Consider the following 20,439-nt stretch of genomic DNA (forward strand, 5'->3'; position numbering starts at 1 on the left):
GGTGGCATGCAGGGGCGCTATTGTCGGGGCTGCCAGCCGGGTTGTCGAGGCGTGGAAAAGTCCGTCACGGGCTTTTCCACAGAAGCTGTGGATAACTCTGTGGGCAACCCAGTGGAATTCATCGTCAGGCCTTGTCACGCAAGGGCCTTGTACAGATTGGTCAAAAAACGTTCAATTTCTTTTTATGCCGAAAAAACAAATACATGAAGGTTCTTTGTGTAGTGCTTTCGGTGTTTTGGCTGCTATCTGGGGCGTTTTCAGGGGCAGCGAAGATTCATGTGTATAAAAGTCGCGAATAGGGGTTGACAGATCATCTGTGGCGCCTCTTGCGGCATGGGTAAAGGGCTGGCGTGTGGTGGTGCCATTGGCGTGCTGATTGCGGCCCAGTAGAATCGCGCGATCACTCCCAACTGCCGGATGGAACGAACGCCATGGCCGAACTCTCGCGCGAGCAGATCGAAAACGCCCTGAAGACCGTTCAGGACAAGTACCTGGAGCAGGACTTGGTGGCCGCCGGTGCGGTCAAGGACATCCGTGTGGAGGGCGCACGGGCGGCCATCACCCTCGAGATGGGCTACTCCGCGAGCGGCTATCACGACGAGCTGCGCGCCGCGATCCAGGGGGCGCTGGCCGGCGTCGCCGGGCTGGAGTCCTCCGAAGTGACGATCACCACCAGGGTGACCGCCCACGCGGTGCAGAAGAGCCTGAAGCCGATGCCCGGCATCAAGAACATCATCGCTGTGGCCTCCGGCAAGGGCGGGGTGGGCAAGTCCACCACCGCGGTCAACCTGGCCTTGGGCCTGGCGGCCGAAGGCGCGCAGGTCGGCATCCTGGATGCGGATATCTATGGCCCCAGCCAGCCGCGCATGCTGGGCATCAAGGACCGCCCGGAGTCGAAAGACGGCAAGTCCATGGAGCCGCTGGAACGCCACGGCGTGCAGGCGATGTCCATCGGCTTCCTGATCGACGAGGACACGCCGATGATCTGGCGTGGCCCGATGGTCACCCAGGCCCTTGAGCAGCTGCTGAACGAGACCAACTGGAAGGATCTCGACTACCTGGTGATCGACCTGCCGCCGGGCACCGGCGACATCCAGCTGACCCTGTCGCAGAAGATCCCGGTCTCCGGCGCGGTGATCGTCACCACCCCGCAGGACATCGCACTTCTGGATGCGCGCAAGGGCCTGCGCATGTTCGAGAAAGTGGAGGTGCCGGTACTGGGCATCATCGAGAACATGAGCATTCATATCTGCTCGAGCTGTGGCCACGAGGAGCACATCTTCGGCCAGGGCGGTGCCCAGGGCATGGCCGAAGAGTATGGCGTGGACATGCTCGGCGCGCTGCCGCTGGATATTCGCATTCGCGAGCAGGCCGATGGTGGTGAACCGACCGTGATCGCCGATCCGGACGGCCGCATCACAGAGATCTATCGCGAGATCGCCCGCCGTACCGGCGCCAAGCTCGCGGAGCAGGCGAAGGACTACAGCAGCAAATTCCCCAATATCGTCATCCAGAACAACTGATCCGGCGATCACAACCAGGGACAGGGCAGATGAGCATCAAGTCGGACCGCTGGATCCGGGAGATGGCCGAGACGAAGGGCATGATCGAGCCCTTCGAGCCCGGTCAGGTCCGCTATCGCGACGAGCAGCGCATCGTCTCCTACGGCACGTCCAGCTATGGCTATGACGTGCGCTGCTCGGAGCACTTCAAGATCTTCACCAACATCAACTCGAGCATCGTCGACCCCAAGGGCTTCGACGAGGGCAGCTTTGTGGACGTGCATTCCGATGTCTGCATCATCCCGCCCAACTCGTTTGCGCTGGCGCATACCGTCGAGTACTTCCGCATCCCGCGTGACGTGCTGACCATCTGCCTCGGCAAATCGACCTACGCGCGCTGCGGCATCATCGTGAACGTGACCCCGCTGGAACCCGAGTGGGAAGGCCACGTGACCCTGGAGTTCTCCAACACCACGCCGCTGCCAGCCAAGATCTACGCCAACGAGGGTGTGGCGCAGATGCTGTTCCTGCAGTCCGACGAGGTCTGCGAGACGTCCTACAAGGACCGCGGAGGCAAGTATCAGGGCCAGCGCGGCGTAACACTGCCCCGTACCTGACGCACTCACCCTTCTACCCAGGAGGCCGCCATGCGCATCGTGATCGCGCTGGGCGGAAACGCCCTGCTGCAACGCGGCGAGACGCCGTCGGCCGAGGCCCAGCGGCGCAACGCCCGTGCCGCGGCGCGGGCTGTCGCCGCAGTCGCAAACGAGCACGAGGTCGTTGTGACCCACGGCAATGGCCCGCAGGTGGGCCTGCTCGCCAGCCAGGCGGAGGCCGACTCCATCCACTGGCCACTGGATGTGGTCGGCGCCGAGAGCCACGGGATGATCGGCTACATCCTTGCGCAGGAACTGCACAACGCCCTGGGCCATGACCGGATTGCCAGCCTCCTGACGCAGACCGAGGTCGACCCGGACGATCCGGCGTTCGCCCGCCCCGAGAAATTCATCGGCCCGGTCTGGGGTGAATCCCGGGCGCGTGCACTGGCCGAGGCACGCGGCTGGGATATCGCCCGCGACGGTGACGGCTGGCGGCGCGTGGTGGCCTCGCCGGAGCCGCAGAAGGTGCTGGGCGTGGAGGCCGTACGGACCCTGGTCGACGGCGGGTCCCTCGCGATCTGCGCGGGCGGCGGCGGTGTGCCGGTCGCGCGAGACGCTGAGGGAAGGCTGTACGGTATCGAGGCGGTGGTGGACAAGGACCTGACCGCCGCACGCCTCGCAGTGGAGCTGGGCGCGGACTGGCTGTTGATGCTGACGGACGTCGACGGCGTCTACTGGAACTGGGGCGAGCCTGACGCCACGCGCTTGAAGGCATTGCTGGTGAGCGCGGTCGACCCCGCGTCGTTCCCGGCCGGTTCGATGGGCCCGAAGATGGAGGCCGCGTGGCGCGTCGCGGAATACGGTGCCCGTGCCGGGATCGGGGCGCTCGAGGACGCTGCCGCGATTATTGCGGGGCGGGCCGGGACGCGGATACTGCCGGTGGGGATGTCGTAGGGTCCGGGCCCGCGCGGGAATCAGCGTCTCGCCGTGGTGGATTGTTGCCAAGCCATTGGCGCCACGGCAAGCTCGCCAGTTCACGCCCCTGTCTTGCAAGGAAGAACACTATGTACCGCCATGCCCGAATCACTGGATTCCTCGTTCTGTCGGTTGCCGCCACGCTTGTGCTGGCCGGTTGCGGAGGCGAGGAAGAAGAGGCCAACCCGCCGCAAGGGCTGGAACAGCAGATGGCGCCGCAGGACATGTCCAGCGACGATGCCCGCCGCCCGACCAACCCCGGCCTGCCCGCGGCGGACGTGAAGAAGTCGGACGACTGAAGCCGGCTGTCTGTATGACGCTGGGCCGCCTCCAGGGGTGGTTTTCCGCACCCTGGTGCTGGGAAAAATCGTCATTTCATATTAGGATGTTGGGCTATTTTGATTCCTGCTGGGTGATCCCGTCACGATCACGCACGAGCCCTTAGGTAAGGAAGTCGACCACCATGTCCGAGACCTCAAGTTCCTCCACCGCCATCACCGGCGCCGAAATCTTCTGCCGCAGCCTGCAGGCCGAGGGTGTCGATGTCGTATTCGGGTATCCCGGCGGGGCGGTACTGCACATCTATGATGCGCTGTATCGCCAGGACAAAGTCTCGCACGTACTGGTGCGTCACGAGCAGGGTGCGGTGCACGCGGCCGAGGGCTATGCCAAGTCCTCCGACAAGCCGGGTGTCGCGCTGGTCACCTCCGGCCCCGGTGCGACCAATGCGATTACCGGGATCGCCGATGCCTACATGGATTCGGTGCCGCTGGTGGTGTTCACCGGCCAGGTGCCGACCAGCCTGATCGGCAACGATGCCTTCCAGGAAGTGGATACCGTGGGGATTACCCGCCCCTGCGTGAAGCACAACTTCCTGGTCAAGGACGTGAAGGACCTGGCGACCACGATCAAGAAGGCCTTCTACGTGGCGACCACCGGCCGCCCCGGCCCCGTGGTCGTGGATATCCCGAAGGATGTGACCGCGGCGAGCTGCGAGTTCGAATATCCCGAGTCCATCCACATGCGCTCGTACAACCCGACCTTTGGCGGCTATACAGGCCAGATCGACAAGGCGGTGGACCTGATCCTGTCGGCGAAGCAGCCGATGATCTACACCGGCGGGGGCGTGATCCTGGGCAGGGGTTCCGAGGCACTGACCGAGTTCACCCGCAAGCTGGGCTACCCGATCACCAACACCCTGATGGGGCTGGGTGGCTATCCGGCGTCGGACAAGCAGTTCCTCGGCATGCTGGGCATGCACGGGACCTACGAGGCCAACATGGCCATGCACCACGCCGACGTGCTGATTGCGATCGGCGCGCGCTTTGACGACCGCGTGACCGGCAACATCGAGAAGTTCTGCCCGCACGCGAAGATTGTGCATGTCGATGTCGACCCATCCTCGATCTCCAAGAACGTGAAGGTCGACGTGCCCATCGTCGGCGAGGTGGAGCCGGTGCTGCGCGAGTTGATCAAGGCGCTGGACGCCGCCAACGCGAAGCCGGACCCGGCGGCGCTGGATGCCTGGTGGAAGCAGATCCGCGAGTGGCAGTCGCAGGACTGCCTGAAATACGACCGCGAGTCCGAACTGATCAAGCCGCAGTACGTGGTGCAGAAGTTCTGGGAGCTGACGCAGGGCGATGCCTTCGTGACCTCCGACGTCGGTCAGCACCAGATGTGGGCCGCGCAGTTCTACGGCTTCGACAAGCCCAACCGCTGGATCAACTCGGGTGGCCTGGGGACGATGGGCGTGGGCCTGCCGTTTGCGATGGGCGTGCAGTTCGCGCACCCGGACGCGACGGTCGGCTGCATCACCGGCGAGGCCAGCATCCAGATGTGCATCCAGGAGCTGTCGACCTGCTACCAGTACCAGCTCCCGATCAAGATCCTGAACCTGAACAACCGCTACCTGGGCATGGTCCGGCAGTGGCAGGAATTCTTCTACCAGGGCCGTTACGCGATGTCCTACATGGACGCGCTGCCGGACTTCGTGAAGCTGGCCGAGGCGTATGGCCATGTGGGCATGCGTATCGACAAGCCGGGCGACGTCGAGGGCGCGATCAAGGAGGCCCTCGCGCAGAAGGAGCGCCTGGTGTTCCTGGACTTCCTCACCGACCAGTCCGAGAACGTCTATCCGATGATCCCGGCCGGCGCCGGCCAGAACGAAATGATCCTGGTCTGAACCGGGTACAGGGAAGAGCCGTATGCGTCATATCATCAGTGTCCTGCTGGAAAACGAATCCGGTGCCCTCTCAAGGGTGGCCGGCCTGTTCTCCGCGCGTGGCTACAACATCGAATCGCTGACCGTCGCGCCGACCGACGACCCGTCGCTGTCGCGCATGACCATCGTCACCAGTGGCTCCGACGAGATCGTCGAGCAGATCACCAAGCAGCTGAACAAGCTGGTCGACGTGATCAAGCTGCTGGACATGACCGCGCATCCGCACATCGAGCGCGAGATGGCACTGGTCAAGGTACGCGTCGGCGAGGCCGCCGACCGTGAAGAGGTCAAGCGCCTGACCGATATCTTCCGCGGTCGCATCATCGACGTGACCCAACAGACCTACGTGATCGAGATCACCGGCGAGGGCTCCAAGCTGGATGCCTTCCTCGAGGCTGTCTCGCCGTTCCCGGTGCTGGAAGTCGTGCGCTCGGGTGTGATGGGCATCGCCCGCGGCGACGTCGCGCTGCAGCTGTAATCGTCTTCGTTTTCGTCCGTGCCGGCCAGGCACGGGCTTTTTATTCGTCATCGGCCCCCTGGCGGGGCCTGTTGCCAAGGAAATGACTGCCATGAATCTGTATTACGACAAAGACGCCGACCTCTCCATCATCCAGGGCATGAAGGTCGCGATCATCGGCTACGGCTCGCAGGGCCACGCCCATGCGAACAACCTGAAGGATTCCGGTGTGGACGTGACCGTGGGCCTGCGCGACGGCTCCGCCTCGCGCGCCAAGGCCGAAGAAGCTGGCCTGAAGGTCGCCGATGTCGACGCCGCGACCGCCGGCGCCGACCTGATCATGGTGCTGGCCCCGGACGAATACCAGGCCGCCCTGTACCGCGACGTGCTGGAGCCGAACCTGAAGGAGGGTGCGACCCTGGCGTTTGCCCACGGCTTCGCGATCCACTACAACCAGATCGTGCCGCGCAAGGACCTGGACGTGATCATGATCGCGCCGAAGGCCCCGGGCCACACTGTGCGCTCCGAGTTCGTGCGTGGCGGCGGCATCCCCGACCTGATCGCGATCCAGCAGGACGCCTCCGGCAAGGCCCGTGACATCGCGATGTCCTACGCCTCCGCGATCGGCGGCGGCCGCACCGGCATCATCGAGACCACCTTCAAGGACGAGACCGAGACCGACCTGTTCGGCGAACAGGCCGTGCTCTGCGGCGGTGCGGTGGAACTGGTCAAGGCCGGCTTCGAGACCCTGACCGAGGCCGGCTACGCCCCGGAGATGGCCTACTTCGAGTGCCTGCACGAGCTCAAGCTGATCGTCGACCTGATGTACGAGGGTGGCATCGCCAACATGAACTACTCGATCTCCAACAATGCCGAGTACGGCGAGTACGTGACCGGCCCGCAGGTGATCAACGAGGAGTCGCGCTGGGCGATGCGCGAGGCGCTGAAGAACATCCAGAACGGCGAGTACGCCAAGCAGTTCATCCTGGAAGGCGCGATGAATTACCCGTCGATGACCGCCAACCGCCGCCTGAACGCGGCCCACGAGATCGAGCAGGTGGGCGAACGCCTGCGTGCGATGATGCCGTGGATCAAGGCCAACCAGCTGGTCGACAAGTCCCGCAACTGATCCGTCGGGGCGACCCGGGGCACAGACCCCGGGTTGCGCACCCGCACCCCCTCCGAGAACCCCATGCTGTTTCCGCTTGCCCCCGAAGGCCGTCTGTTCGTGATCATCTCCGCCTGGATGGCGGTGATCTCGCTGCTAGTCGGGGAGGCGGAGCTGGGCCTGTTCATGGTGCTGCTGACCGTGGCGCTGATGGGGCTTTTCCGCGACCTTCGGCGCAAGGCGGCGGCCCCCGCGCTGGGCGTGATTGCCCCGGCCGATGGCACGGTGGAGGCGATCGACGAGACGACCGATCCGTTCACGGGCAAGTCAGCCCTGCGGATCCGCATTCGTCAGCGACGCCTGGGGGAATACAACGTCCATGCCCCGCAGGAATCGAAGGTGGTGGAGCGGGTCTGGCCGGGTAAGGAGACGGATAGCCCGCCGGACGGGCAGCTCGATCACCGCCTGGCATTTGCGCTGGCGACCGACGAGGGCACGCGCCTGACGCTCGCGCTGTCGGTCAATCACTGGCCGCGCATGATCCGCCTGCAGAATGTGGTGCCCGGGAATCGACTCGGGCGCGGTAAACGCATGGGTTTTGCCGGGTTCGGTGCTACCTTCGAGGTCTGGCTGCCGGCCGGGTCGCAGGTCATGGCCCAGGTCGGCCAGAAGGTGCTGGCGGGCTCCACCGTGATCGGTGGGCTGCCGGAGGCCAGTGGCGACGAGGAAGCGACCGTGGAGGTGCTGGAGTGACGCCGGATGACGAGAGATCAAGCGATATCGACGAGATGAACGGGGCCGACGAGCGGCACGAGGGCCGTTCCCGGCGTCGCCGCGGGATCTTTCTGCTGCCCAACCTGTTCACGACCGGGGTGCTGTTCTCTGGCTTCTTCGCGATTGTCTCCGCGATCAATGGCGAGTTTACGACCGCCGCGATCGCGGTATTCGTGGCCATGGTCCTGGATACCCTCGATGGCCGCGTGGCGCGTATGACGGACACGCAAAGCGAGTTCGGGGCGCAGTACGACTCGCTCTCCGACCTGGTCTCCTTCGGCGTGGCCCCGGCCCTCGTCGTGTACCTGTGGCAGCTGCAGGATCTGGGCAATCTCGGCTGGGTGGCGGCCTTCTTCTTTGCCACGGCCGCGGCATTGCGTCTCGCGCGCTTCAACAGCCGACTGGCCGTGGTCGACAAACGTTTCTTCCAGGGGCTGCCGAGCCCTGCCGCCGCCGCGCTGGTGGTGGGGATGGTCTGGGTGCTCGAGGATCTTGGCATTCCGGCGGATCTGGCCGATCCGTACGTGGTGGCGATCCTGATCGTGACGGTTCTGGCGGGTGCGGCGATGGTCAGCAATCTGACCTACTTCAGCTTCAAGGACATGGACTTCAAGCATCGGGTGCCCTTCCTGGCGATCGTCGGGGTGGTGGGCGCACTGATGCTGCTGGCGCTGGATCCGCCCAAGGTCCTTTGGGCGGGCTTCGTGATTTACGCCCTGTCCGGACCCCTGCTGACGCTGGAGCGCTGGCGCCGCCACCGTCGCCGTACGCCCTCGGGGGATTGAGGCGTGGACCTGTCGGCGCGCAAACGCCGTATCCTGGCCGATATGGGGATCCCCGTTTGGCGTGCCCGGGACGGCGCCTTTCCTGGCGTGCCGGCCGCAGCCCCGACCGTCGAGCCTCCCACTGCCCCGCTAATGCCCGAGGCCGCGTCGGCTCAAGCGACCAGTGCGCCCCCCGAGACACCCGAGATACCCGAGCCGCTCGTGCCCCCCGCGAGCGGGCCGGTGGAAGTCGAAGTTGCGGCTCTGGACTGGCCCGAGCTCGAAGCCCGTGTGCGCGACTGCACGGCCTGCGCCGAACTGGCGGCCCAGCGTACGCAGACCGTGTTTGGCGTGGGCGACCGCCGTGCCCGGTGGCTGTTCGTGGGCGAGGCACCCGGGGCCGAGGAGGACCGCCGAGGCGAACCGTTTGTCGGGCGTGCCGGCCAGTTGCTGGACAGCATGCTCGCCGCGCTGGGACTCGATCGACGGCAGGATGTCTTTATCGCGAATGTCCTCAAGTGTCGTCCGCCGAACAACCGCGACCCCAGTCCGGAGGAATCCCGGGCCTGCCGTGGCTTCCTGGACCGGCAGATCGCACTGGTGCAGCCGGAGGTGATCGTGGCGCTGGGGCGTGTCGCCGCCCAGCAACTGCTGGAGACCGACCAGCCGCTGGGATCCCTGCGGGGCAGCCTGCACCGGTATCGTGAGGTCCCGCTGGTCGTGACCTATCATCCGGCCTACCTTTTGCGGAAGCCGCAGGACAAGGCCAGGGCCTGGCAGGATCTGCAGCGCGCGCGGGCCTGTCTGACGAGTGCGCCCGGAGGGTAACCCTGCAGAGTGTAGGTGTTAGGGAACGCAGCGAACGCGGACTCGCCTATATGTTCAGCCCAGGTAATAAACTCAGGAGATCCAGCCCGACGCCATGAGTGCCGAGCCGCAAGTACAACCCCGGATGCGCCGCATGCTGGCCGAGGATGTCGAGTGTGTGATGGGCATCGAGCGCGAGGCGTATCACTATCCGTGGACCGCGCGCATCTTCGAGGACTGCATCCGGGTCGGATACGACTGCTGGGTGCTGGAGGTGGATGAACGCCAGGTGGGACACGCCGTGCTGACCGTGGCGGCCGGCGAGGCGCATCTTCTGAATCTGACCGTGGACCGACGCTGGCAGGGCTACGGGCTGGGTCGCTTCATGCTGCGCCGCCTGCTCGACTATGCCTGCGACCAGAGGGCCGAGGCCCTGCTTCTGGAGGTGCGTCCCTCCAATGTCGCGGCGGTCCAGCTTTATCGTTCGGAGGGCTTCGAGCACATCGGCACCCGGCCGCGCTACTACCCGTTGCACAGCGGCCGCGAGGATGCCTGGGTGCTGAGTTGCCGTTGCGACGCCCCGGCCGGGGCGTGACGCGACACAGTGTGACGTCCGCCACGTTTTTTCGGCGTTCGGAGGGCGTTTTGCGGCCAGCGGTTCTCGTACCCGTGGACGGGTTTTGCGCGCGGATGGGGGGCGGTCTATGATCGTAACCGGCATTGATGCCGGAATTCCCTGCGAGGCTGTCCCATGTCCCGATCCCTGCGTGCGTTGTTTTTCTCTCTTCCCCTGACATTGCCCCTGGCCTTTGGGGTCGGTGCGGCTCAGGCCCAGGATTTCGGCTACGACGAAGTCGAGCGGCAACAGGAGTTGCTCGGCGTCTGGTACGAGATTCGTGAAGGCAACGCCCAGCGCGGTGACACCCGCGCCATGTTCGACGTGGGTATGGCCAACTATGTCGGCCGTGGCACTGACGTGGATTACGACGCGGCGCTGCACTGGTTCGCGCGTGCGGCGGACGACGACCATGCGGGCGCCCACTACTACCTTGGTTTCATGTTTGCCGCCGGCCGTGGCACGGCTGCCGATGAAGACAAGGCCCTCGAGCACTACACCCGCTCGGCCGAACTCGGCTACGCCAATGCGCAGTACTGGCTGGGCAGCCACTATGCCCGTAACGAGCAGTCGAATGGCGAGGCCCTGGAGTGGCTGGGCAAGGCGGCCGAGCAGGGCCAGGTTTCGGCCAAGTACTACTACGGTTTCCTGCACGAGACGGGTCGCGGGACGAACCGGAATCCCGGTGAGGCCGCCCGCTGGTACACCAAGGCCGCGGAGCGAGGCGATCGTAATGCGCAGATCGGTCTCGGGCGCCTGCACCAGAACGGACAGGGCGTGGAACGTGATCTGGTCGAGGCCTATGTCTGGTATTCCCTGGCCGAGGACCGCGAGCGCATGGAGGCCGTGAAGACGCGCATGAGCCAGCGTGATCTGGACCTGGCCCAGAGCCGGCTGGACGAACAGTCCTCCGCGATCCAGCGAGCCTCTGCACGCTAGCGCGAGCCATTATTGTTCAGGGCCTGCTGCAAACGGCCCCGGATCTTGATCCGGGGCCGTTTGCATTACGGGCACCGGGAAACGCAACGCCTGCCCCGTTTTCGCGTTAAACTCCCGCGCTTCACTCAGGCGGCCCAAGACCATGTCTTTTCTCGAGGAAACCGCCCGTCGCCGGACGTTTGCGATCATCTCGCACCCGGACGCGGGCAAGACCACCATGACCGAAAAGCTCCTGCTGTACGGTGGTGCGATCCAGCTCGCCGGTACGGTCAAGGGGCGCAAGGCGTCGCGCCATGCCACCTCCGACTGGATGGAGATGGAAAAGCAGCGCGGGATCTCGGTGACCTCCTCGGTGATGCAGTATCCCTACAAGGGCCGCATCGTGAACCTGCTGGACACCCCCGGGCATGCAGACTTCTCCGAGGACACCTACCGCACGCTGACCGCGGTGGACTCCGCGCTGATGGTGATCGACGCGGCCAAGGGTGTTGAGGAGCGCACCATCAAGCTGATGGAGGTCTGCCGGCTGCGCGATACGCCAATCATGACCTTCGTCAACAAGATGGACCGCGAGGGCCGCGACCCGATCGAGCTGCTCGACGAGGTCGAAGAGGTGCTGAAAATCCAGTGTGCCCCGATCACCTGGCCGATCGGGTCCGGCAAGCGTTTCCGCGGCGTCTACCATATCCGCCGCGATGCGGTGCACCTGTACGACCCGGAAGAGGGTGGCAAGAAGTCCACCGGCGAGATCATCGAAGGGCTGGACAATCCGCGCCTGGACGAGGTGCTCGGCGATCAGGCACAGGAGCTGCGTGACGAGATGGAGCTGGTGCGGGGTGCCTCACATGAGTTCGATTCCGACGGCTACCTGCGTGGCGGCCAGACCCCGGTGTTCTTCGGCTCCGCGATCAACAACTTCGGCATCGAGGAACTGCTGGACGACTTCGTCGAATACGCCCCGGGTCCGCTGCCGCGGCCGACCCATTCGCGCAAGGTCGAGCCCACCGAGGAGAAGTTCACCGGCTTCGTGTTCAAGATCCAGGCGAACATGGACCCGAAACATCGCGACCGCATCGCCTTCATGCGCATCTGCTCCGGCACCTTCGACAAGGGCGCGAAACTGCGCCATGTGCGCATCGGGCGCGACGTGAAGATCCCCGATGCGCTGACCTTCATGGCCTCGGACCGCGAGCATGTGGAGACCGCCTATCCGGGCGACATCATCGGCATCCACAACCACGGCACGATCCGCATCGGGGACACCTTCACCCAGGGCGAGGACCTGACCTTTACCGGCGTGCCCAACTTCGCGCCGGAGCTGTTCCGGCGCGCGCAGCTGAAGGACCCGTTGAAGATGAAGCAGCTCGCCAAGGGCCTGCAGGAGCTGTGCGAGGAAGGGGCGACCCAGCTCTACCGCCCGCTGACCAATAACGACCTGATCCTGGGCGCGGTTGGCGTGCTGCAGTTCGATGTGGTCGCCGAGCGCCTGCGCACCGAGTACAAGGTCGAGGCGCAGTTCGAGAACGTGAACGTCCAGACTGCACGCTGGGTCGAATGTGACGATCCGAAGAAACTCGAGGAGTTCAAGGAGAAGGCCGCGGTCAACCTGGCGATCGACCACGGCGGCGATCTGGTCTATATCGCCCCGACACGGGTGAACCTGCAGATGGCGCAGGAGAAATGGCCGGAGGTCCGCTTCGAGGCCACCCGCGAGCACGGCCAGCCAACCGAGTAGGGGCGACCCCGGAGCCCTGCGTTGGCACCGTCATCGCGAGGAGCGTAGCGACCTGGGGACCTCCATCCGAAACCAGTGGTTCGTGGCTTGATGCCAGTTTGCGACTGCTGCGGCGCCTGCGGTGCCTCGCAATAAAGTTGCATACGACTGACGCCGGAGGGATGCATGTCACGAGTACTTCGATGGATGTCCGTAGTGGCAGTGATGCTGGCGCTGGGGGTTAGCGGCTGCGCGGTCCACAAGACCGAGACGCGGCCCGACGGGCCGGAGCCGCGTCCGGGGACGGTCAAGCAGATGAACCCGTTTCTGCACTTCCTGGAAACCCGGCCGAGCCCCGAGGAGTTCGAGCGCGTCTACCCGGACGTGACGCTGGTGCTGCCGGGCGAGATCGCGACCCACGAGTACCGCCAGGACAACTCGCGCTTCTTCGCCGAGCTGGATGACGAGGGTCGAATCCAGGACGGCGACTTTCGCTAGCGAATACGCTGCCATGACCCTGCGTATCTCCAACAGCGTTACGGTGCCGGACGACGAGATCGAACTGACCGCGATCCGGGCCCAGGGCGCGGGCGGGCAGAATGTGAACAAGGTGGCCTCGGCCATCCATCTTCGTTTCGATATCCATGCCTCCAGTCTCCCGGAGGTCTACAAGCAGCGCCTGCTGCGCCGCCGTGATCAGCGCATCAGCAAGGACGGCGTGGTGGTGATCAAGGCGCAGCAGTACCGTGCCCAGGAGGCCAATCGCGAGGATGCGCTGGAGCGCCTGGCCGAGCTCCTGCGCGAGGCGGGCCGCCCGATCAAGACGCGCAAGCCGACCCGGCCCACACGTGCCTCCAAGCTGCGTCGGCTAGAGGGCAAGACCCACCGTGGCCGCAAGAAGGCCCTGCGCGGCCGCGTCGATCCCGACTGAGAGGGTGGGGCTGCGGCGATAGACGCCTAGTCGATCCCGAGATGCCGCGGCAGCTGGCCCAGGCGGCCCAGTGTCAGTATTGGTCGGGGGCGCCCGTGTTCCCAGGGCAGCGCGTCGGGATTGAACCAGGCGGCCTGAAACCCCGCGTTCAGGGCTCCCAGGACGTCGCTGGTGCTGTCATCCCCCACATGCAGGATCTGCTTGGCCTCGACGCTGGCCTGCTCGCGGGCCTGGGCGAAGATCACCGGGTCGGGCTTGGCCGCGCCGGCCTCGCCCGCCGCGATCGCAAAGTCGAAGTGGCGCCCCAGGGGGGTGCGAAAGACATCGGCATTGCCGTTGCTGATCGCGCCCAGCCGGAAGTGACGCGACAGCGTGGCGAGCACGCCATCCGCCTCGGGGAAGGGCGTCACCTCGTTGCGCGCATGCCAGAACACCGCGAATCCCTCGCCCGAGAGCAGATCGGGACAGCAGCCGCAATCCGTGGCCAGCCGGCGCAGCCAGCGCTTGCGCAGGCCGGTCAGGTCGTGGCGCTCGCTCTGCGGGGCCGCGCGCATGAAGGCGGCCCGTTCAGCAATCAGGGCCTGCGGATCAAAGCGTTCGCAGACCACCGGCGCGTGCTCGCGCAGCCAGGCGTAGAAGCGCGCCTCCGCATGGTGGATCACCGGCATCACCGGCCACAGCGTGTCGTCGAGGTCGAACGTCAGGCAGCGTACGCCGGTCAGCGGCGTGGGGTTGGGGATGGAGGATCGCATCCTCAAAGCATAATGGCCCGGTACGGCCAATGGGGGATATCGTCAGCCGGGCTGGGGTTGCGGGCATGCTGTGGGGGCGGCATGTTGGGGGCATACACGAACGGGAGTGCGGGATGGAGACGGACAATACCGGAGTGTGGCCGCGTTACGCCCTGAGCCAGCGGATCGTGCACTGGGCGGTCGCCGTGCTGGTGCTGGGTGCGCTGGCGCTGGGCGGGACCATCGGCTGGTATGGCTTCGAGGGTCTCCAGGAGCGCTTTGGCGAAGGCACGACCGACACCATCTACACCTGGCACAAGAGCTTCGGCGTGCTGGTGCTGCTGCTGATGCTGGTGCGTGTGGGCCTGCGCCTGCGTCACGGCAAACCACCCTACGCGGTCGCGTTGCCGCCGGCTCAGCGCATTGCCGCGGACTCGGTCCACGGGCTGCTGTATCTGCTGCTGATCGTGATGCCGGTCATCGGCTGGTGGGCCACGGCCGCCGGCGGCTACCCGGTGCAGCTGGGTCCGCTGATCCTGCCGGGGCTGTTCCCGGAAAACGAGGCGCTGTCGGAGACCCTGTTCGCCTGGCACCAGATCCTGGGGATCACCCTTCTGGTGCTGACACTGGGTCATATCTCGGCGGCCCTGTACCACTGGCGTGTGCGACGGGATGGTGTCCTGCAGCGGATGACGTTCGGTTCCCCGCAGCGCGAGCGTGTACATTGATCAGTGTTTCCCTAATGCCCGTCCGCCCGTGATTCGACTGCTGCTGACCCTCGCGGCACTCAACCTCGTGCTGCTGGGACTGGATGTGCCCCGGTACGCGGGTATCGGCCCGCACTGGCTGGCCTGGGAGGCGGTCCTGCTGGTCGGGCTGTTTGCGCTGCTGCCCTCTGGGCGGATGGCGCGCGCGCTGGCTTGGCTGGCCGGATTCGTTCTGCTGGCGCTGGTGGTGCTGGCGCTGTTCGATGCCCTGACCCGCGTCAGTCTGGTGCGCCCCCTGAACGTAATGCAGGACTGGATCCTGCTGGACGCGGTCTACCGGCTGGTGACCGGCAACCTGGATGTCTGGGCCACCGTGGCGCTGGCCGGTGTCCTGATCGTGGGGCTGGTCGCGGTGATCGCGGGCGCGGGCCGCGGGTTGTTCGCGCTGACCGCGCATCCGGAGCGTCTGCGCCGAGTACCCCTGTCCGTTGCGGTCGGTCTGCTCACGCTTGGATTGGTGGGGGCGGTCGTCTCCGCACGGGGTGCGGCACCGCCGGGTACGGCCGCGCCCGGGCTCGTTTCGGTCCAGGAGCAGATCGTGGCCGGGCAGGAGGCGCTGGCGGAGAACCGGGCGTTTCGCGAGCGCCTGGCACAGACCCGCGAGCAGGCCGAGGGGCGCCCTCTGCCAGGTCTTGATGACGTGGACGTGATCCTGGGGCTGGTGGAGTCCTACGGGGTCTCGGCTGTGTTCGACGAGCGCTATGCCCCGGTGATTGTGCCGAGCCTCGAGTCCATCGGCGAGCAGCTCGACGCCGCGGACCTGCATGTGGTGACCGGCGTGCTGGAGGCCCCGATCGCGGGTGGACAGTCCTGGCTGGCGCAGGCCTCGCTGCTCACGGGCCTGCAGGTGCGTTACGCCGGACATTACGACGCCCTGCAGGCGCAGACCCGCGACACCCTGGTGCAGGACTTTCAGGCGACCGGGCACGAGACGACCATGCTGGCCCCGGCGATCCAGCTCGACTGGCCGGAGGGGCGGTGGTTTCGCTGGGACCGGATCGTCGACAAGCACGGATTCGACTACGCCGGGCCGCCGTTTTTCTGGGTGACCATGCCGGATCAGTACACCTGGTCGTTCTTCGAGCGCGAGATCCGCGGGCCCTCGGAACGCCCGGTATTCGCGATGCTGGCCCTGATCAGTTCGCATGCGCCGTGGACCCCGATCCTGCCGGTGCTGGAGGACTGGGAGGCGGTCGGGGACGGCGCGGTCTTCGACGAGTGGGCAGGCAAAGGGCCGACACCAGAGGGGCTGTGGCGGGACTTCGATCGCGTGCGCGAGTACTACGCGGAGTCCGTGCGCTATTCGCTGGAGGTGACCGGGGGCTATGCGGCGCGGTATGCGGACGAGGACACGCTGTTTTTCATGCTGGGCGATCACCAGCCGGCCGCCCTGGTGACTGGTCAGGACGCTAGCTGGGCCGTGCCCGTGCATATCATCAGCGGCGATCCGGCCTTGCTGGAGCCGTTTCGCGAATACGGGTTCGTCCCGGGCATGCAGCCGCCTTCGGAGCGGGCGGAGCATGGCTTTGACGCCCTGCGCGAGTGGCTGCGCGAGGCGTTCGGGGCGGCACCTGATTCGGACTAATCGTCGCCGTCCAGGGCTCTGTAGTCTTCCTCGAGCAGTTCGCGCATCTGGTCGACGACGCCGGGCTCGGTCCACTCGATCGCGCCGAACAGGTAGTAGCGCAGGTTGCCCTCGCGGTCGACGACATAGCTGGTGGGGTAGGCCATCGCGCGCCAGTCGTTCAGCGACTCCTGGTCCGGATCGAGCAGGATGGTGAACTCCGTTTGCACCTCGTTCTCGATGAAGTCCCGGATGGTCTCTTCGTCCTCGCCAAGATTGACCGCGAGGATGCGAAAGCCCTGTTCGCGCAGCTCGTCTTCCAGCAGCTGCATCGACGGCATTTCGTGCACGCAGGGCGGGCACCAGCTGGCCCAGAAGTTGATCAGCACGACCTCGCCACGATAGTCCTCCAGACGGTGCTCTTCGCCGGCCAGGTCCGGGCGGACCAGTTCGGGCGCCGTGACGGGTTCGTCCAGCGTATCCAGCTGGGCGTCGCCGCCGGTGGGCGTGTTCACGCTCAGGTCCAGGTCGTCGGATGCGGCGGCGGTGCGCGCGGCCGGCAGGCGACGCAACAGGTCCATGCCGTAGACGAGCTCCTGGTGAAAGATCTCGCGTGCCAGGAGTTCAGCCTCCATTGCATCGGGGCGGAAGAAGAACCGGTCACGCAGCTCGGGCAGCAGGCGCGCCCCGACGGAGCTGCCTCCGTCGCTCAGGGTCGAACGGATCAGGCCCAGGTGCTGGAACTGCGGGGAGAGTATCGGCTGGATGATGTAGATCGGCAGGTTGGTGACGCCGACGATGGGTTGCATCTCGGCCTCGTCGGTGTCCACGCCGGTATGCAGGTACGGGCTCATCATGATCAGCCCCGCGAGGTGTTCTGCCTCGGGGTGCTCCTCCTGCCAGTGATACAGGCCCGTGAGCAGCCAGGGCAGGGCGCGGTCATTGCCGAACACGAACACCGCACGCTCGTCCTCCGCGTGTGCGGCCTCGATCAGGTCGCCCACGGTCTCGATCGGCATCTCGTCGAAGCTGGAGGCGGCCTCCGGCAGGAAATGCCCGGCGAACGGGTCCGCCAGCCAGACCTCGACGCCGGCAGCCTGAAGCGCCAGGGCCTGCTGCCGGTGGCCGTCCAGTAGCCCGTGCTCGGACGGGAACCACAGCAGCACGGCCTCGCCATCAGTCGGATAGCGCTCGACCGGGATCTCGGCCCCGCCCGCGTCGACGCTGGTGGCGGCCGAGACCGCGCCGGTCTGGGCATCGTCCGGGGTCTCTTCGGCAATCTCTTGTGCCAGGGCGGGGCTGGCACACAGGGCGCCAGTCAGGAGCAGGGCACTGAGCCACAGGGGCAGAGGGATCATGGGCAGGGTTCTAATGGAATAGGTTCAGTTCCTAGACGCGACCGCTGCGGGTTTTGATCCCCCGCGAGTGTGAACGTCAGGGCGTTTCCGGGCGCGGGGCGTCGGCGTAGGGGTAGTCGCTGGCCTCGAGGTTTTCCTGGAAGGTCTCCAGGCGCTCCACCGCCAGATCGGTCCGGTTGAACTGGGCGATATGGAACAGGGCATCGCCCTCGTTGATCAGCGGCAGGTTGAGCTGGCCGATGATGATCCCCGAGGCCGGGGCGAGGACCTCGGTCTCGGTCTCGCCGAAGGGGTCGGAGACGATCGCCAGGCGCGTCTGGTCGCGGACCACGCGGTCGCCCTGACGGACGAAGCTGCGCAGGATGCCGCTTTGCGGGGCGCGTACCCAGCCGCTGGTGCGAGCCATGATCGGCTCGCGCGGGGTGCGCCGCCGGCTCGCCGGCAGCATGCCAAGATGCCGCATGACCTCGATGATCCCGTGCACGCCGCCGCGGATGGACAGCTCGTCGAAGCGCAGTGCCTCGCCAGCCTCGTACAGCAGGATCGGGGTGTCCCGCTCCGCCGCGGCCTCGCGCAGGGAGCCGTCGCGCAGCGCGGAATTCAGGATCACCGGCGCGCCGAATGCGCGCGCCAGCGTCTGTGTCTCCGGGTGGTCGAGGTTGGCCCGGATCTGCGGCAGGTTGGAACGATGGATCGCCCCGGTATGCAGATCGATCCCGTGGGTGCTGCGGTGGACGATTTCGCGCATGAACAGCCGTGCGACCCGGGCCCCCAGCGAGCCCTTGGGCGAGCCGGGGAAACAGCGATTCAGGTCGCGGCGGTCGGGCAGGTAGCGGCTCTGGTTGATGAAGCCGTGCATGTTGACCACGGGAATGGTCAGCAGCGTGCCGCGCATGCGCCGCAGTGCCGGGATCTTCAGCAGGCGGCGGATGATCTCCACGCCGTTGATCTCGTCGCCATGGATGGCGGCGCTGATGAACAGCACCGGCCCCTTGCGTCGTCCGCAGAGCACCTGCACGGGCATATTGGTCGGGGTGTGGGTGTACAGGGCGCCGAGCTGCAGTTCCACCGTGCGGCGCTCACCCGGGCGGACGGTCGTCCCGCCGATCGTGATCGGGTCGTTCCGGTCGGCCCGGGGCGTGGCCATCAGCCACGGCCCTTGGTCTTGGTGCGGTTCGGCTTGGCGTTCTTCTCGATGAAGTCGATGATCATGCCGGCCACGTCCTTTCCGGAGGCGTTTTCGATTCCTTCCAGCCCCGGCGAGGAGTTCACCTCCATCACCACCGCGCCGTGGTTGGAGCGCAAAAGGTCCACGCCGCAGACGTTCAGCCCCATCACCTTGGCCGCGCGCACCGCCGTGGCCCGCTCCTCGGGCGTGATGCGGCACAGGCTCGCGCTGCCACCGCGATGCAGGTTGGAGCGAAACTCGCCTTCCTTCGCCTGGCGCTTCATCGAGGCGACGACCTTGTCGCCGATCACCAGGCAGCGAATGTCCGAGCCCTTGGCCTCCTTGATGTACTCCTGCACCAGGATGTGCTGCTTCAGACCCATGAAGGCCTGGATTACGCTCTCCGCTGCCTGATTGGTCTCGGCCAGCACGACCCCCAGCCCCTGAGTGCCCTCCAGCAGCTTGATCACGGCAGGCGCGCCGCCGACGGTGGCCAGCAGATCGTCGATGTCATCGGGGGAGTGGGCAAACCCGGTCACCGGGAGCCCGATGCCGCGGCGCGAGAGCAGTTGCAGGCTGCGCAGCTTGTCGCGCGAGCGCGAGATGGCCACCGACTCGTTCAGCGGATAGACGCTCATCATCTCGAACTGGCGCAGCACCGCGGTACCGTAGAAGGTGATGGAGGCGCCAATACGCGGGATGACGGCGTTGAACTGGTCGAGCACATCGCCCTTGTAGTGAATCTGGGGCTTGTGTGCGGTGATGTTCATGTAGCAGCGCAGCGGGTCCACCACGCGGATTTCGTGGCCGCGTTCCTGGGCGGCCTCGACCAGGCGCCGGGTGGAGTAGAGCTTGCTGTTGCGCGAGAGGATTCCGATCTTCATTCGGGCGTGGGTTCCGGTGTTGCAAGATGTGGAGCGGGACGCCCGAGCAGGAACGAGGCCTGGGGGTCGACCAGAAAGCGACCCCGCATGGCCTCGCGCCCGAGCAGCATACGAAACCGCATGGTATCGCGGCTGGTCAGGGAGAGTTCCAGAGGGATCACTCGATCACCGATTTTTGCGCGGGTGGCAATGAAGTAACGCTCGCCGGTATGGCCGCCGGAGTCGGTGACGTTCCGGACATCCAGTACCGGGGCTTCGCACCAGGCTTCCGTCTCGGCATCCTGCTGATAGGGATGGATGCCAAAGCGCACCCACTCACGCCCGTTGCGGGTGAAACTCTCGATATAGAAGGCATGCAGCGCGGAGCTGCGCGCGCCGGTATCCACCTTGCACTTGATGGCTCCGAGGCCGAGATCCGGCAGGCCGACCCACTCGCGCCAGCCGAGCACATCTTCGGCCCGCGCCGATAAATTGAAATGAGGCGGGCGATTCATGAGTCTCCCGATGAATTGGGTCCGGCCCCCACTATAACGAAACGAATGGACCTCCGGATGCTGACG

The 20,439-nt window shown here is 65.8% G+C and carries 22 protein-coding genes; 17 read left to right on the forward strand and 5 right to left on the reverse strand.

Annotated elements, in window-relative coordinates:
- Nucleotides 1-431: 431 nt before the first annotated feature.
- From apbC to arfB, 15 genes are all read left to right on the forward strand, one after another.
- The gene (gene apbC, locus F468_RS0106945; protein ID WP_018138389.1) at nt 432-1,523 is read left to right on the forward strand and encodes an iron-sulfur cluster carrier protein ApbC; all 1,092 of its coding nucleotides are present in this window, start codon (nt 432-434) and stop codon (nt 1,521-1,523) included.
- Nucleotides 1,524-1,552: 29 nt separating this feature from the next.
- Entirely contained in the window at nt 1,553-2,119 is a 567-nt protein-coding gene (gene dcd / locus F468_RS0106950) for a dCTP deaminase (protein WP_018138390.1), read from the forward strand.
- A 30-nt stretch (nt 2,120-2,149) separates the two neighbouring features.
- Nucleotides 2,150-3,055, forward strand: a complete 906-nt coding sequence (locus tag F468_RS0106955) for a carbamate kinase (RefSeq protein ID WP_018994828.1) — start codon at nt 2,150-2,152, stop codon at nt 3,053-3,055.
- A 110-nt stretch (nt 3,056-3,165) separates the two neighbouring features.
- A complete protein-coding gene (locus F468_RS0106960) occupies nt 3,166-3,375 on the forward strand; it encodes a fimbrillin family protein (RefSeq protein ID WP_018994829.1) in 210 nt (69 codons plus the stop codon).
- Between the two features lie 164 nt (nt 3,376-3,539).
- Nucleotides 3,540-5,258, forward strand: coding sequence for a biosynthetic-type acetolactate synthase large subunit (ilvB, locus tag F468_RS0106965; RefSeq protein ID WP_018138393.1), 1,719 nt, complete (start codon nt 3,540-3,542; stop codon nt 5,256-5,258).
- A gap of 22 nt (nt 5,259-5,280) precedes the next feature.
- Nucleotides 5,281-5,775, forward strand: coding sequence for an acetolactate synthase small subunit (ilvN, locus tag F468_RS0106970; RefSeq protein WP_018138394.1), 495 nt, complete (start codon nt 5,281-5,283; stop codon nt 5,773-5,775).
- A 91-nt stretch (nt 5,776-5,866) separates the two neighbouring features.
- Nucleotides 5,867-6,883 (forward strand): ketol-acid reductoisomerase, encoded by a 1,017-nt coding sequence (gene ilvC / locus F468_RS0106975; RefSeq protein WP_018138395.1) that lies wholly within the window; start codon nt 5,867-5,869, stop codon nt 6,881-6,883.
- A 63-nt stretch (nt 6,884-6,946) separates the two neighbouring features.
- A complete protein-coding gene (locus tag F468_RS0106980) occupies nt 6,947-7,615 on the forward strand; it encodes a phosphatidylserine decarboxylase (RefSeq protein ID WP_018138396.1) in 669 nt (222 codons plus the stop codon).
- Nucleotides 7,612-8,421 (forward strand): CDP-diacylglycerol--serine O-phosphatidyltransferase, encoded by an 810-nt coding sequence (gene pssA / locus F468_RS0106985; protein WP_018138397.1) that lies wholly within the window; start codon nt 7,612-7,614, stop codon nt 8,419-8,421. The genes F468_RS0106980 and pssA overlap by 4 nt, the downstream gene beginning before the upstream one ends.
- Nucleotides 8,422-8,424: 3 nt before the next feature.
- Nucleotides 8,425-9,228, forward strand: a complete 804-nt coding sequence (locus F468_RS13740) for a uracil-DNA glycosylase family protein (RefSeq protein ID WP_026296508.1) — start codon at nt 8,425-8,427, stop codon at nt 9,226-9,228.
- A gap of 94 nt (nt 9,229-9,322) precedes the next feature.
- Nucleotides 9,323-9,802: a ribosomal protein S18-alanine N-acetyltransferase gene (rimI, locus tag F468_RS0106995; protein WP_026182202.1), complete on the forward strand. Its 480-nt coding sequence runs from the start codon at nt 9,323-9,325 to the stop codon at nt 9,800-9,802.
- Between the two features lie 156 nt (nt 9,803-9,958).
- A complete protein-coding gene (locus F468_RS0107000) occupies nt 9,959-10,762 on the forward strand; it encodes a tetratricopeptide repeat protein (protein WP_018138400.1) in 804 nt (267 codons plus the stop codon).
- 142 nt (nt 10,763-10,904) lie between these two features.
- Nucleotides 10,905-12,497 carry a peptide chain release factor 3 gene (locus F468_RS0107005; protein ID WP_018138401.1) on the forward strand — a complete coding sequence of 531 codons (1,593 nt, stop codon included), beginning with the start codon at nt 10,905-10,907 and terminating at the stop codon, nt 12,495-12,497.
- Nucleotides 12,498-12,701: 204 nt separating this feature from the next.
- Nucleotides 12,702-12,974: a hypothetical protein gene (locus F468_RS0107010; RefSeq protein WP_018138402.1), complete on the forward strand. Its 273-nt coding sequence runs from the start codon at nt 12,702-12,704 to the stop codon at nt 12,972-12,974.
- A 13-nt stretch (nt 12,975-12,987) separates the two neighbouring features.
- Nucleotides 12,988-13,407: an alternative ribosome rescue aminoacyl-tRNA hydrolase ArfB gene (arfB, locus tag F468_RS0107015; protein WP_018138403.1), complete on the forward strand. Its 420-nt coding sequence runs from the start codon at nt 12,988-12,990 to the stop codon at nt 13,405-13,407.
- Between the two features lie 26 nt (nt 13,408-13,433).
- Here arfB and F468_RS0107020 read toward each other — a convergent pair whose 3' ends face one another.
- Nucleotides 13,434-14,159 (reverse strand): HAD family hydrolase, encoded by a 726-nt coding sequence (locus tag F468_RS0107020; RefSeq protein ID WP_018994831.1) that lies wholly within the window; start codon nt 14,157-14,159, stop codon nt 13,434-13,436.
- A gap of 113 nt (nt 14,160-14,272) precedes the next feature.
- On the opposite strand from F468_RS0107020, the gene F468_RS0107025 reads away from it, so the two are divergent.
- Nucleotides 14,273-14,866: a cytochrome b gene (locus tag F468_RS0107025; protein WP_018994832.1), complete on the forward strand. Its 594-nt coding sequence runs from the start codon at nt 14,273-14,275 to the stop codon at nt 14,864-14,866.
- A 28-nt stretch (nt 14,867-14,894) separates the two neighbouring features.
- Nucleotides 14,895-16,490 (forward strand): hypothetical protein, encoded by a 1,596-nt coding sequence (locus tag F468_RS0107030; RefSeq protein WP_018994833.1) that lies wholly within the window; start codon nt 14,895-14,897, stop codon nt 16,488-16,490.
- On the opposite strand, the gene F468_RS0107035 is transcribed toward F468_RS0107030, so the two are convergent.
- The 4 genes from F468_RS0107035 to F468_RS0107050 all read right to left on the reverse strand — a co-directional run bounded on the left by F468_RS0107035 (nt 16,487) and on the right by F468_RS0107050 (nt 20,373).
- Entirely contained in the window at nt 16,487-17,827 is a 1,341-nt protein-coding gene (locus tag F468_RS0107035; protein WP_018994834.1) for a TlpA disulfide reductase family protein, read from the reverse strand. The genes F468_RS0107030 and F468_RS0107035 overlap by 4 nt on opposite strands.
- 76 nt (nt 17,828-17,903) lie before the next feature.
- Nucleotides 17,904-18,974 carry a succinylglutamate desuccinylase/aspartoacylase family protein gene (locus F468_RS0107040; protein ID WP_018138408.1) on the reverse strand — a complete coding sequence of 357 codons (1,071 nt, stop codon included), beginning with the start codon at nt 18,972-18,974 and terminating at the stop codon, nt 17,904-17,906.
- Nucleotides 18,974-19,879 carry a 30S ribosomal protein S6--L-glutamate ligase gene (gene rimK / locus F468_RS0107045; RefSeq protein ID WP_018138409.1) on the reverse strand — a complete coding sequence of 302 codons (906 nt, stop codon included), beginning with the start codon at nt 19,877-19,879 and terminating at the stop codon, nt 18,974-18,976. The genes F468_RS0107040 and rimK overlap by 1 nt, the downstream gene beginning before the upstream one ends.
- The gene (locus tag F468_RS0107050; RefSeq protein WP_018138410.1) at nt 19,876-20,373 is read right to left on the reverse strand and encodes an ATP-dependent zinc protease; all 498 of its coding nucleotides are present in this window, start codon (nt 20,371-20,373) and stop codon (nt 19,876-19,878) included. The genes rimK and F468_RS0107050 overlap by 4 nt, the downstream gene beginning before the upstream one ends.
- Between the last annotated feature and the right edge of the window lie 66 nt (nt 20,374-20,439).

The sequence above is a fragment of the Thioalkalivibrio sp. ALJ2 genome, assembly GCF_000378325.1.
In the GTDB taxonomy this organism is placed as follows: Bacteria; Pseudomonadota; Gammaproteobacteria; order Ectothiorhodospirales; family Ectothiorhodospiraceae; genus Thioalkalivibrio.